Raw genomic sequence first — 13,406 nt, 5'->3', positions numbered from 1 at the left:
ATGGACCATAGCGGTGCGCCAACGCCCCCGTAGCGTCGTTCCCATGACGACAGCGACGCACGCCACCCACCCGACGGCCCACGAGAACGCGCCCGAGCACCCGCCGCGCCTGGAATGGGCGAAGCTCGCCCCGGACGTCTACAAGGCCATGATCACGCTCGACGCCGCAGCGAAGAAGGGCCTCGACCCGGTCCTTCTGGAACTGGTCAAGATCCGCGCCTCGCAGATCAACCGCTGCGCCTTCTGCATCGACATGCACTCCAAGGACGCGCTGGCGGCCGGCGAATCGGTCGAGCGGATCGTCCAGCTGAGCGCCTGGGAGGAGTCCCGGCACTTCTACACGGAGAAGGAGGCGGCGGCGCTCGAACTCACCGAGGCCGTCACCGTCCTGACCGACGGCTTCGTCCCCGATGAGGTCTACGCGCGGGCCGCCGAGCATTTCGAGGAGGCCGAACTGGCCCGCCTGATCGCCGCCGTCACGGTCATCAACGCGTGGAACCGCTTCGGCGTGAGCACCCGCATGGTCGCCGGCCACTACACCCCGGGCGCCTTCACCCACTGACCGGCCACCGCACGGCAGCAGGACGAGGGGCCCGCCGCGGCTGCGACGGGCCCCTCGAGCGTGTTCGGCGCCCGCCTACTTCTTCGGCATCCAGGTCTTCCACGTCGACTCGTTCGCCTTGACCCACTTCTCGGCCGCGGCCTCCGGCGACAGCTTCTCGTCGGCGATCATCAGGGCGACCTCGTTCTGCTGCTCGGTCGTCCACTTGAAGTTCTTCAGGAACTCGGCCGCCTTGCCGCCGTTCTTCGCGAAGTCCGCGTTGAAGAACTTCTGGAGCGGCGTGTTCGGGTACGCGCAGGCGACCTTCTTCGGGTCGGCGTCGCAGCCTTCCTTGTACTCCGGCAGCTTGACCTCGACCATGTCGATCTCGGCGTTCAGCCACTGCGGCGTCCACCAGTACGTCAGGAAGGGCTTCTTCGCCTTTGCGTACTTCTTCATGGCCGTGATCTGGCTGGCCTCGGAACCCGAGTAGTTCGTCTTGAGGTTCAGCTTGAGGTTCTTGATGATCGCGTCGTCGTTGGTGACGTAGTCGGGCGACCCTTCGAGGATCTCGCCCTTGTCACCGCTCTCCGCGGTCCTGAACTCGTCGGCGTACTTGTTGAGGTTCTTCCAGTCCGTGACGTCCGGGTGCTCGTCCGCGAAGTACTTCGGCACGAACCAGCCGATGTGCCCGGTGACACCGAGATCGCCGCCCTTGACTACGGTTTTCTTGGTGTCGACGTACTGCTTCTCCTCCTTGGGGTGGCCCCAGTCCTCCAGGATCCCGTCGATGTCGCCCTTCGACAGCGCGTCCCACGCGAGTACCTCACCCATCTGCTGGGTCTTGACGGTGTAGCCGAGCTCCTTCTCCAGGAGGTACGCCGCGACCGCGGTGTTGGCCTGGGCGCCGACCCACGAGGGGACCGTCAGTTTCACGGTCTTCTTGTCGCCGGCCTCCTGGCTCTTGCCGGTCTCGGCGGCGCCGCACGCGCTGAGGGCGAGCAGGCCGAGAACGGCGGTGGCGGCGACGGCTGTGCGGGTGTTCCGCGTCTTCATGCGCATGGTGGGGGTGACTCTCTTCGTTCGCAGGATTGAGGCAGGAGGCGGGGCGGTCAGCCCTCGTCACGACGGCGCGAGCGGCCCGCGCCGGGCTGGGTGAGGCGGTCCAGTACGAGACCGAGGCAGACGATCGCGGCGCCGGCCGTCATGCCGACACCCATCTCGCCGCGTGAGAGGCCCTTGACCACGTCGTATCCGAGCGCACCACCGCCGACGAGGCCGCCGACGACGACCACGGCGAGGACCAGCACGACGCCCTGGTTGACGGCGAGCTGAAGCGCCGGGCGGGCCAGCGGCAACTGGACCTGGAGGAGTTGCTGCCGGGGTCCGGCGCCCAGGGAGCGCGCCGCCTCCAGGGCGGACGGGTCGACCTCCCTGATCCCCTGGGTGGTGATGCGGACCACGGCGGGCAGCGCGTACACGACGGCCGCGATGATCGCGGAGGCGCGCGTGACGCCGAACAGGGCGACCACCGGGATCAGGTAAACGAACTGCGGCATCGTCTGCATCGCGTCGAGCACCGGGCGCATCCACCGTTCGAACCGGCCCGCGCGCGCCGCCGCGATGCCGAGCGCGAAGCCCAGCAGCAGCGTCACGAACAGGGCCGCGATCACCTGGGAGAGCGTGTCCAGGGACTTCGTCCACACGCCGAGAACGCCCACGGCGCCCAGCGCGAGCGTCGAGGTCAGCGCGGTCGCCCAGGAGCCGACCAGCCAGGCGAGACCGGCGACCACCAGCAGCAGGGCCCACCAGGGCAGCCACACCAGCCCGTCGCGCAGCGGGTTGAGCACCCACAGCGTGAAGTTCTGTGACCACACCTCGGTGCCGCCGAGCACCGGGACGCCCGAGGCGAGGTGGTCGGTGATCCAGTCCTGCGCCCTGTTGACGGGCGTGGAGATGTCGTACGTCCAGCCTTCCGGCCAGGTCCGCGCGAGCAGCGCGCGGCCGGCGGCGGCAGCGGCCGCCGTGACGACCGCGACGAGAGCCCAGGCGCGCCAGCCGTGCAGCAGCGGCGAGCCGCCCGGCGCCGAGGCGCCGATGCGTTCGCCGGCCGCGGCGGTCGTGCGGTCGAGCCAGACGGCGATGAGCACGATCGGGATGCCGGCCGCGAGCGCCTTGCCGACGTCGACCGTGGACAGCGCCGAGTACACCTCTTCGCCGAGACCGCCGGCGCCGACGAGGGCCGCGATGACGACCATCGAGAGCGCCATCATGATCGTCTGATTGAGGCCGAGCAGCATCTCCTTGCGGGCGAGCGGCAGCCGGGCCGTCCACAGCCGCTGCCAACCGTTCGCGCCGAGCGAGGCCGATGCCTCCAGGACCCCGGCGTCGGCGCCGCGCAGGCCGAGCGCCGTGAGGCGGGCCATCGGCGGGGCGGCGTAGATGACCGTGCAGAAGAGGGCCGCGGGCGTGCCGGTGCCGAAGACGAGCACGAACGGCAGCAGGTACGCGAAGGCCGGCATGACCTGCATGGTGTCGAGCACCGGGCGCAGCATCCGGTGGAAGCGGTCGGAGAGCCCGGCCGCGAGACCGAGCAGGATGCCGAGCACGGAGGCGACCGCGACGGCGACGACCATCAGCGCGATGGTGAGCAGCGTGGCGTCCCACATGCCGAGCAGCCCGCACACGGCGAAGACGACGGCTGCGATGCCCGCCGTCTTCGCGCCGCGCCGGTCGAGTCCGGCGGCGCGCCATGCGAACAGCACCGCGAGCACGGCGAAGCCGACCCAGCCGAGCGCGTCGAGGCCGGTGTAGACGGCGTCGACGGCGTCGGTGGCCGTGTTGGACAGGTGCAGCAGGAAGTACAGGAACAGGGGGTGGGACTCGCGGTTGTCGATGACCCACGCGTTGGCGTCGTCGAGCGGGCCGGACACGTCGACGGTCAGGCCGGCGGGCCAGCTGCCGCCGCCCCACAGCACGGCGCCCAGCGGTACGAGCACGAACGCGGCGACGGCGAGCGGCAGGAGCTTGCGGCCCGCGCGGTGACGCAGGGCGGCGGCGAGGCGGCCGGGGCCCGGCACCGCCTTCCGTGCCGCCGTCTCCTTCGGGGGCGTGGTGACGGCCGCCGTCATGCGGCGACCGCCTTCGGGTCCGCGGAGCCGAGGCCCGCGACGACCGCGAGCAGCCTCTGGTGGTCGACGACGCCGATGCAGCGTCCGTCCTCCATGACGCGGGCGGGCGCGCCGGTACGGGCGACGGCCTCGATGGCGGCGGAGACGGTGGCGTCGGGGGCGACGGAGGCGCCGATCTCGGTCTCGGCCAAGTCTGCGGCGGGGCGCATGGCCGTGCGCACGGTCATGACCTGCTCGCGCGCCACGTCGCGGACGAAGTCCCGCACGTAGTCGTCGGCGGGTGCGCCGACGATCTCCTCGGGGGTGCCGAGCTGCACGATCCGGCCGTCGCGCATCAGCGCGATCCGGGTGCCGATCCGCAGCGCCTCGCTGAGGTCGTGGGTGATGAAGACCATGGTGCGGCCCTCTTCGCGGTGCAGGCGGACGACTTCCTCCTGCATGTCGCGGCGGATCAGCGGGTCGAGGGCGCTGAACGGCTCGTCGAAGAGAAGCACCTCGGGGTCGACGGCGAGGGCGCGGGCGAGGCCCACGCGCTGCTGCTGCCCGCCGGAGAGCTGTCCGGGACGGCGCTCCTCCATCCCCGCGAGGCCGACCTTCTCGACGACCTCGGCGGCCTTGGCACGGCGCTCCGCCCGGCCCATGCCCTGGATCTCCAGGCCGTAGGCGACGTTGTCGAGGACCGAGCGGTGCGGCAACAGGCCGAAGTGCTGGAAGACCATGGAGGCGCGGTGCCGGCGCAGTTCACGCAGCCGCGACTTGTCCATGGACAGGACATCCTCGCCGTCGATGGCGACGGCGCCGGAGGTGGGCTCGATGAGCCGGGTGAGGCAGCGTACGAGGGTCGACTTGCCGGAGCCCGAGAGCCCCATGACGACGAAGACCTCACCCTTGCGCACGTCGAAGGAGACGTCACGCACGGCGGCGGTGCAGCCGGTGCGGGCCCGCAGTTCCTCGGCGGACAGTTCGGCGTACTCGGCGTTCGCCGGCACGCGGTCGGCCTTCGGACCGAAGACCTTCCACAGGTTTCGTACGGAGAAGACCGGTTCGGCGTTCGTGTGTTCGGCAGCGGTCATCACGCATCACCTCCCGGTGTTGTGGTTTCTGCAAGCAGTTCGGCGCACTTCTCCCCGACCATCAGGACCCCGATCATCGGGTTCACGGCGGGCATCGTCGGGAACACGGAGGCGTCGGCGATACGGACGCCTTCGAGGCCGCGGACCTTCAAGTCGGGTGACACTACGGCGAGTTCGTCCTCGGAGTCACCCATGCGGCAGGTGCCCGCCGGGTGGTACACGGTGTGCGCGACCTTACGGGCGTACGCGCTGATGTCCTCGTCGGAGGTGACCTCGGGGCCGGGGCAGACCTCGCGCTTCAGCCACTTGGCGAGCGGCTCGGCCTTGGCGATCTCACGGGCGATGCGGATGCCGTCGACGAGCGTCCGGGCGTCGTAGTCGTCCTCGTCCGTGAAGTAGCGGAAGTCCAGCGCGGGCTTCACGGCCGGGTCGGCGCTGGTCAGGAAGAGGCGCCCGCGGCTGTGCGGCTTCGGGATGTTCGGGGTCATCGACACGCCGTGCTCGGGCCGCTCGTAGCCGAGGCGCTCCGGGTTGTCGGTGAACGGGATCTGGTAGAAGTGGAACATCAGGTCCGGGCCGCGGCTCGCCGGGTCGCGCCGTACGAACAGGCCCGCGTCGGAGTCCATCGCGGAGTTCTCGGGTATCGGCCCGTCCGTCTCCCAGACGATGACCGACTCCGGGTGGTCGAGCAGGTTCTCGCCGACGCCCGGCAGGTCGTGCACGACGGGAATCCCGAGCGCTTCCAGGTCCTCCCTCGGCCCGATGCCGGAGTGCAGCAGAAGCCGGGGGGTGTCCACCGCGCCCGCGCAGACCAGCACTTCGCGGCTCGCCTCGACGAGGACCTCCTCGCCGTCCTTCGTACGGACCCGCACCCCGGTCGCCCGGTTCCCGTCCAGCTCCAGCCGGTACGCCCAGGTCTCCAGCATGATGTGGAGGTTCGGCCGGTCGAGGAACGGGTGCAGGTACGCGACCGAGGCGGACGAGCGCTTGTTGTCCTCGGGGTGGTAGGCGAGGTCGAAGAAGCCGACGCCCTCGTGGAACGGCTGCTTGTTGAACCCCTCGACACGCGGCACGCCTATGGCGTCCTGCGCGGCGTCGACGAAGTCGCGGGCGATGGCGTTCCGGTCCTTCTCGCCGACCGGCACGATGTTGTTGCGCAGCTTGTGGAAGTACGGCGCCATGGCCTCGGCGCCCCAGCCCCTGGCGCCCGCGGTCTCCCACTCGTCCCAGTCGGACGGCAGGGGCTGGAAGGCGATGAGGGTGTTGTGCGAGGAGCAGCCGCCCAGGACCCGGGCGCGGCTGTGCCGGATGTGGGAGTTGCCCCGGGGCTGCTCGGTGGTCGGGTAGTCGTAGTCGAGTTCACCGCCCAGCAGGCCCATCCAGCGCCGCAGGGTGAGGACGTCGGGGCGGTCGACGTCGGTCGGCCCGCCCTCGATGACGGCGACGCGGACCGACGGGTCCTCGGTCAGCCGGGATGCGATCACCGAACCTGCGGTGCCGCCCCCGACGACGACGTAGTCGTATACGGGCATGGGTTACTGCTCCTCTTTCATGCGGCCTCGGTCGTCAGGCCGGTTTCGTGCGGCCTCGGTCGTCAGGCCGGCTGGTCCGTCCGGTCCGGGGTTCGAGGACCGGTGGTCCGGGGCGGGGGCCCCGGCTGCGGGAAGGGCGGACGGGTGGAACGCCTCAGCCCGCGAACCAGCGCACCGGGCGCGGGTCCAGGTTCTGGTAGATGTGCTTGGCCTCCCGGTACTCCGCGAGCCCCGAGGGCCCGAGCTCGCGCCCGACACCGGACTTGCCGAAGCCGCCCCACTCGGCCTGCGGCAGGTACGGGTGGAAGTCGTTGATCCACACGGTGCCGTGCCGCAGCCGCCCCGCGACGCGCCGGGCGCGCCCCGCGTCGGCCGTCCACACGCCGCCGGCCAGCCCGTACTCGGTGTCGTTGGCCAGGGCGACGGCCTCGTCCTCGGTGCGGAAGGTCTCGACCGTCAGGACCGGCCCGAAGACCTCTTCCCGTACGACGCGCATCTCGCGGTGACACTGGTCGAGGACGGTCGGCGCGTAGAAGTACCCGCCCTCGGGCCGTACGTCCGACGGCTCGGGACGGGCGCCGCCGGAGCGCAGCACCGCGCCCTCCTCCAGCGCGGAGGCGACGTACATCTCCGTCTTCGCCAACTGCTGCGCGGAGACGAGCGGTCCGCACTCCACACCGTCGGCCGTACCCCGCCCGAGGCGGATCCGCGCGGCCCGGCGGGCGAGCTCGGCGACGAAGCGCTCGCGCACCGATTCCTCGACGATCAGCCGGGAACCGGCCGAGCAGACCTGGCCGCTGTGGATGAACGCGGCGTTCAGCGCCTGGTCGACGGCGGCGTCGAAGCCCTCATCCGTCGCACAGGCATCGGCGAAGACGACGTTGGGATTCTTCCCACCCAGCTCCAGCGCGACCTTCTTCACGGTGACTGCGGCGGCCTGCATGACCTTCGTCCCGCTGGCGAGGCCGCCCGTGAACGACACGAGGTCGACGTCGGGGTGCTCGGACATCCGCGCGCCGACGGGGTCGCCGGGGCCGGTCACCAGGTTGGCGACACCGGCGGGCAGTCCCGCCTCGACGAGCAGCTCGACGAGCGCGACGGTCGTCAGCGGGGTGATCTCGCTGGGCTTGAGCACGAAGGTGTTGCCCGCGGCCAGCGCCGGGGCGATCTTCCAGCTCGCCTGGAGCAGCGGGTAGTTCCACGGCGCGATGAGCGCGCAGACGCCGACCGGCTCGTGGACGACGACGCTGTGGATGTCCGGCGAACCGGCGTCCACGACGCGGCCGCCGCCCTCACCCACGACCAGGTCGGCGAAGTACCGGAAGGCGTCGCTCACGCAGTCGACGTCGACCCGGCCCTCTTCCAGGGTCTTCCCCGCGTCGCGGCTCTCGAGGAGTGCGATCTCCTCGCGGTCACGCTGGAGCAGCTCACCGACGCGCCGCAGCAGCGCGGCGCGCTCGGCCACCGGGGTACGGGGCCACTCACCGGAGTCGAACGCCGTACGGGCGGCCGCCACGGCGGCATCGACGTCCGCGGCACCCCCCTCGGCGACGACGGCGAAGGGCTTGGCGTCCGCGGGGTCGATGATCTCGCGCGTGGCGCCGGAAGCGGCTGCCTGCCACTTCCCGCCCACATGGATGGTCTGTTGTCCCGACACGTCGCGTTTCGCCTTCCGTTCCCGATATGTACAGCCGGTAAAGACCGGCGACCGGGAGCCCTCCCCCCAAAGGCGATATCCATGCGCAGCACATGGCCGAAAGTGCCCTACATCACGAACAATGCCAGTCAAAAACGGTCAGAATATGTCATTCAACGGCAAGCGTTCGACTATCGCCCCCAGCACCTCACGCCGCCGCGACCACTCCCCCGGCCGCCCCGGCGACCAGTACGGCCCGCAGTCCATCCCCGCCGACGCGGAGCCCGCGCAACACCACGCCGCCCGCCGCCGCCGACGCGCGCTCGCCCCGCCTGCCGCGACGCCCACCGTGCACCACGCGGCTACCGCTCTCGACGCGAGCACGACGACTGCTGCCGCGGCGGCAAACGGCGAAATCCAGCCCCGCCAACTCCCGAGAGGGCCGCCCACCGGGCTCACCGAGGCCCGCCGGCCGCACTCCGCCGCAGGCGGCACGTGCGTGGACGCAGCGCACGAAGGGTTCGGGGACGGTGACGGGGGTCGCCGCTCTCGCAGCGCCGCGCCTCGTCGTTCCAGTACGGCGCGACCGTCCGTTCAACCGCCCAGCAACGCGCCGACCGCAGCGACGGCGGCGGCCCCGGAGGCCAGGAAGTCGACGCTCGGACCCGCCGCCACCAGCGCGTCACGCAGCCGGGCGAGGCGGCCGGGGGTGGCCTCGCCCGCGCCCTCGATCTCCTCCTCGGTGGAGACGAGCTCGGCGTCGAGTACGACGGTGGCGTCGGTGGCGACGAGCCGGTCCAGGTCCGCCCGAAGTTCGCGTACGGCGAGGAGCAGCTCCTCCTGCGCCGGGTCGCGGGACGGCACGGAGACGTTGTTGGTGTTGCTGACGGTGTTGCCGTTCCCGATGCCGATGGCGCTGTTACTCACGGTTCCGACATGGATTGACGGCTGCTCGTCAGAATTTCCCATTGCCCGCTCCCCCATCGTTGTCGTCTGCACTGCCGCTGTTGTTGCTGTTGCTGTCGTTGTTGTTGCTGTTCGTCGTGGTGACGGTGTTCGTGTCACCGATGCCAACTCGTCGATCGCCGCGTCCCGACAATCGTCGTCGAGGAAGACCTCCGCCCACAGCAACAGGGGCGCCTCACCCGCAGCGGTGGGAGGCACCATGCCCCCTTTCACTACACGAACAACCGCCTCCAGAAAGGCTGTTCGGTCGGAAAGGGCTGACACGGCGGCCAGGAGATGGGGGCTTTGTTGGGCCGGGGGCGGTGATTGCTTCTGATGTGGGGGCCGCCTTTCTGGAGGGTGGCGTCGGAGGCCCGAGCGCGTCGAGCCAGTCCGGCCAGGCTGTCCAGAGCGTTCGCCGGCCTCCTCATAGCTGCAACTTTTCCTTGCGGGCCACCCCGGCCCACCGACGCTCAAGCGCCCGGGGGCGGCCCCAAACCCCCCAGAACCAACCAGTGGTTCGAGTACCCCCGCCCCACCCCCGCAGCAACAACAACGCCCCCGGCAGCCGATTCCATCGACTACCGGGGGCGTTGACACATCAGCGCATCAAAACGCTCGCTGCGTCGCGTCTGGCCTCAGATCAGGCCGAGCTCGCGTACCGCGTCGCGCTCTTCCTTGAGCTCCTGCACCGACGCGTCGATGCGCGCGCGGGAGAACTCGTTGATGTCCAGGCCCTGGACGATCTCGTACTTGCCGTCCTTGCAGGTGACCGGGAAGGAGGAGATGAGGCCCTCCGGCACGCCGTACGAGCCGTCCGACGGGATGCCCATGGACGTCCAGTCGCCGGCCGCCGTGCCGTTGACCCACGTGTGCACGTGGTCGATGGCCGCGTTGGCGGCCGAGGCCGCCGAGGACGCGCCGCGCGCCTCGATGATCGCCGCGCCGCGCTTGGCGACGGTCGGGATGAAGGTGTCGGCCAGCCACTGCTCGTCGTTGACGACCTCGGCGGCGTTCTTGCCGGCGATCTCCGCGTGGAAGATGTCCGGGTACTGCGTCGCCGAGTGGTTGCCCCAGATGGTGAGGCGCTTGATGTCGGAGACCGTGGAACCGGTCTTCTTCGCGAGCTGCGACAGCGCGCGGTTGTGGTCCAGGCGCGTCATCGCCGTGAAGCGCTCGGCCGGTACGTCCGGGGCCGCCGCCTGCGCGATGAGCGCGTTGGTGTTGGCCGGGTTGCCGACGACGAGCACCTTGATGTCGTCCGCGGCGTTGTCGTTGATGGCCTTGCCCTGGGGCTTGAAGATGCCACCGTTGGCGGACAGCAGGTCGCCGCGCTCCATGCCCTTCGTGCGCGGGCGGGCGCCGACGAGGAGGGCTACGTTCGCGCCGTCGAAGCCGACGTTCGGGTCGTCGGTGATCTCGATGCCCTGGAGCAGCGGGAAGGCGCAGTCGTCGAGCTCCATGGCGGTGCCCTCGGCGGCCTTCAGGCCCTGCGGGATTTCCAGGAGACGCAGTTTGACCGGCACATCCGCGCCGAGCAGGTGGCCGGAGGCGATGCGGAAGAGCAGCGCGTAACCGATCTGTCCGGCCGCGCCGGTGACGGTGACATTCACGGGAGTGCGGGTCATGGCGATCTCCGTAAGACAGCTGGCGGTGGGGGTCCCTGCCCCTCGTTGCTGAATATCTCCGCCACGCCCAGGCGTCTGTTCGGCGTCTGAATCTTGACGTGAAGAGATATCCAGCGGTCAGGCTATCCGACCCTGGCAGCCCCGGTCTCCCGACCCCGTGTGGTGCGGCGCACATAACCCCCGAACGCCGGGCGGCCGCCCGCGCCAGGGGGGGGAGCGCGGGCGGCCGTCCGACCGGGGTGGTGTTCACCCGTGGGGGGATAACTTGCGCTTGCCCCGTTCCGGCGCGCGCATTCCCCCGTCCTTTCGCCTCTTCTCGGTCTTCACATGCCTTCACGGTTTGTGAAGAAGCTTCGCGACTCCTCGACCTTCTTCACCGCCCGCTCATGAGTGCCGGCCTGCTGATGAGCTGCTGATCAACACTCAGGCGGTCGTGCTCCCGAGCCCTACTGCTGCGTGGTGCAGCCCTTCACGCCCGTCGCGAGGGTGGCGCACGCCTTGGCGTCAGTGGCCTTGGTGACGGCCACCATGGGGGTGTAGGCGTCCTTGTCGGCGTCGACCAGGCCGTTCTGAGCCTTGGGCTTGTCGCTGCCGCCCGCCCCGACAGCGGCGTCCGAGGTGATGTCCACCTTGTCGCCGACCGTGGCCTGCGTGATACGGGCCCACGCCGCCCCGCACGTCTTGCTGTACCGGACCTCGACGAAGGCGGTCCCCACCGTCGCGCTGGCCGTCGTCTTGGCGAACTCGCCGCCGCAGCCCATGGTCTCGGGGTCCTCACCGGTGCAGTCGTTGCCGCTGCACTTGACGCCGGCGGGCAGCTCGGGGGCCGAAGTGGCCGGTTCGGCCTTCGGCTTGTCCTTCGCTACGGGGTCCTTGTCCGTGCCGCCGAAGTCGGTCAGGAATACGGCGGCCGCTATCACCAGCAGCGCGCCCACGACGCCTGCGAGGAACATAGTGGCCTTCCGGCGCCTGCGGTGGCCGTCCGGCGAACCAGGCCCGGATCCCGCCCCCGGTCCCCTGCCGTTCTGCTGCCGGGGCTGGCGCTGGTGCTGCTGGGGGGATATGACGAAGTCCTGCGGCGTGCCCGTCGGCGTACGCCCGGGCGTTCCGCGGCCTGGGCCGCCCGCGCCCGAGGCCGGGGCGGCACCCGGGCCGGTGCCCGAACCGAGGGAGTCCGCGCCGGGGCCCATGGCCGTGCCGGCGAAGCCGCCGCCTGCGGCCGGACCGTTCGGGTCCGTCGCGGTGCGGCGGCCCTGGCGGGCTCCCTTGGCGGGCGCAGGGGTCTGGTCGAACTCGCCCAGCGCGGCGCGCGCCTGCGAGATGCGAATCGCTTCCATCGTCATGTCGTGGCGCATCTCGGAACGGCTCCAGGCGCGCTCCGCGAGTTCCCACATGGTGGTCAGATGGCCCGCGTTCGTGCCGGTCACCTCGGCGAGCGCGAGAACCGCGCCCTTGGGCGCGAGCAGCCGCCCGTTCAGGTAGCGCTCCCAGGACGTCTTGCTGTACCCGGTCCGGTCCGCCACCGCGGCGACGCTGAGCCCGCTGCGGTCAACCAGCCGGCGCAGTTGGCTCGCGAACTCCTTGACCTGCGGATCGAGATCCTCCGGTAGAGCTTTCCAACGAGGCATTGCTTCCCCCCTTGTCCCCCCGTATGTGCCTGATGTGCCCCGTGCTCTCGCGCTCCCCCGCCACGCGCCCCTCCGCCGCCCGCGTTCCGGGCCAACAGGAGGGATGCGCGAAACCAGGATGTCAGTTCCTGGGGCAGGAGCGCACGGGAGCATCCGGGCGTCCGGCGCGCCCCTTGCGCGCCCCCACCCGATTCCCGGGAACAGTGTCCCACCGCCGGGGGGCGGCGCGATCCGTAGCCCCTTCTGTCACGCAGTGATCACGCGATGACGGAATGGTCACCTCCGTGCCACAGGGACCCGACAGCTCTTGATCGGAATTGACGCGTCCCTGACGCTGAAAGCCGTCCGACGCCCGTCCTTCCTCGGGGGAGAGGGCGGGCGTCGGACGCCACGCCGGTTCAGCGGACCGTGAAGCGGACCGCCGACTCCAGGAGCGGGATCTCCAGCCAGGGTCTGGGCTGCGCCATCAGCGCGAGCATGACGATGGCGAAGCCGAGCAGGCCGTACGTCGCCATGTCGGTGAAGCGCGAACGCACGGCGAGCATGCCCACCGAGGGGATGAACCGGCGGAGTACGGCGGCGGAGAGCAGCGACAGACCGATCACCAGCGTGCCGATACGGAAGCCGATCCCGAACGCGTCGACCGCCACGAGCAACAACCCCAGCGCGGTCGCGCCGAGCACCACGAGGAACGGCCACTGCCGGACGGGAGCCGCCGCGTCCCCGGGGGCGGCACGTCCGCCTCCCTCGGGACGCGCGGTGTCCCGGGTGAACAGGGGGAAGCGCCGCGTAGTGCGGACGGGGCCCTCCGGACCGGGGGCGCTGACTACACCCTTCGCCGCGGGTTCGGGTTCGGGCGCGGGGTCCGATGCGGGCGCGGAGTCAGGCGCCGGTTCGGGTGCGGGCTCCGCCACCGCTTCCGGTGCGGACTCCCGCGCCGGCGCACCTACGGACTCGGGTGCCGGTGCCGGGACGGACTCGGGTGTGGAAGTGGCGGTGTCCGTCTCGGGCTTGACGGCCGCTTCCTCCGCCTCGCCCGCCCTGCCGGTCCCGCGGGTCTCGTCGGTCCCGGGGGTCTCGTTGGACCCGCCGGCCCCGGGGGTCTCGTCGGTCCCGCCCGTCCGGCTCGCGACGTGCGGGCCCGTACCAACACCGGCACCGGCGGCCGTGCCCGCACCTGCGCCGGCGTGCACGGCATCGCCGGGGGCGTCGTTGGGGACGTCGCCGGGGGCGTCACCGGCGACGGCCGGTTCGTCCGGACTCGTAGCAGCACCCATCGGAGGCGGTTCCTT

11 protein-coding genes are annotated in these 13,406 nt (G+C 70.9%); 1 reads left to right on the top strand and 10 read right to left on the bottom strand.

Features of this window, described 5'->3' with window-relative positions:
* The first annotated feature begins 43 nt into the window (after positions 1 to 43).
* Positions 44 to 562 (top strand): carboxymuconolactone decarboxylase family protein, encoded by a 519-nt coding sequence (locus AC07FK_RS13785; RefSeq protein ID WP_479105077.1) that lies wholly within the window; start codon positions 44 to 46, stop codon positions 560 to 562.
* A gap of 75 nt (positions 563 to 637) precedes the next feature.
* Here the strand turns inward: AC07FK_RS13785 and AC07FK_RS13780 are convergent, their stop codons facing one another.
* The 10 genes from AC07FK_RS13780 to AC07FK_RS13735 all read right to left on the bottom strand — a co-directional run bounded on the left by AC07FK_RS13780 (position 638) and on the right by AC07FK_RS13735 (position 13,391).
* Positions 638 to 1,597, bottom strand: coding sequence for an ABC transporter substrate-binding protein (locus AC07FK_RS13780; protein ID WP_479105454.1), 960 nt, complete (start codon positions 1,595 to 1,597; stop codon positions 638 to 640).
* Between the two features lie 56 nt (positions 1,598 to 1,653).
* Positions 1,654 to 3,672 carry an ABC transporter permease gene (locus tag AC07FK_RS13775; protein WP_479105076.1) on the bottom strand — a complete coding sequence of 673 codons (2,019 nt, stop codon included), beginning with the start codon at positions 3,670 to 3,672 and terminating at the stop codon, positions 1,654 to 1,656.
* Complete coding sequence (locus tag AC07FK_RS13770; protein ID WP_479105075.1) at positions 3,669 to 4,745, bottom strand: quaternary amine ABC transporter ATP-binding protein; 1,077 nt, start codon at positions 4,743 to 4,745, stop codon at positions 3,669 to 3,671. Before AC07FK_RS13770 ends, AC07FK_RS13775 begins: the two co-directional genes overlap by 4 nt.
* Positions 4,745 to 6,277, bottom strand: a complete 1,533-nt coding sequence (locus AC07FK_RS13765) for a GMC family oxidoreductase (protein ID WP_479105074.1) — start codon at positions 6,275 to 6,277, stop codon at positions 4,745 to 4,747. Before AC07FK_RS13765 ends, AC07FK_RS13770 begins: the two co-directional genes overlap by 1 nt.
* A gap of 154 nt (positions 6,278 to 6,431) precedes the next feature.
* Positions 6,432 to 7,934 carry an aldehyde dehydrogenase family protein gene (locus AC07FK_RS13760; protein ID WP_479105073.1) on the bottom strand — a complete coding sequence of 501 codons (1,503 nt, stop codon included), beginning with the start codon at positions 7,932 to 7,934 and terminating at the stop codon, positions 6,432 to 6,434.
* 187 nt (positions 7,935 to 8,121) lie between these two features.
* Entirely contained in the window at positions 8,122 to 8,268 is a 147-nt protein-coding gene (locus tag AC07FK_RS13755) for a hypothetical protein (RefSeq protein ID WP_479105072.1), read from the bottom strand.
* Positions 8,269 to 8,507: 239 nt separating this feature from the next.
* Complete coding sequence (locus AC07FK_RS13750) at positions 8,508 to 8,840, bottom strand: hypothetical protein (RefSeq protein ID WP_479105071.1); 333 nt, start codon at positions 8,838 to 8,840, stop codon at positions 8,508 to 8,510.
* A gap of 656 nt (positions 8,841 to 9,496) precedes the next feature.
* A complete protein-coding gene (locus tag AC07FK_RS13745) occupies positions 9,497 to 10,486 on the bottom strand; it encodes a malate dehydrogenase (RefSeq protein WP_138897210.1) in 990 nt (329 codons plus the stop codon).
* Positions 10,487 to 10,932: 446 nt separating this feature from the next.
* On the bottom strand, positions 10,933 to 12,114 hold the full coding sequence (locus AC07FK_RS13740; RefSeq protein WP_479105070.1) for an XRE family transcriptional regulator: 1,182 nt from the start codon (positions 12,112 to 12,114) through the stop codon (positions 10,933 to 10,935).
* Between the two features lie 398 nt (positions 12,115 to 12,512).
* Positions 12,513 to 13,391, bottom strand: coding sequence for a DUF3017 domain-containing protein (locus AC07FK_RS13735; RefSeq protein WP_479105069.1), 879 nt, complete (start codon positions 13,389 to 13,391; stop codon positions 12,513 to 12,515).
* Positions 13,392 to 13,406 lie beyond the last annotated feature (15 nt).

Source organism: Streptomyces sp. NPDC046122 (assembly GCF_056429965.1).
Note: the sequence above shows the minus strand (reverse complement) of the source record. Positions and strands in the feature narration are given on the sequence as shown.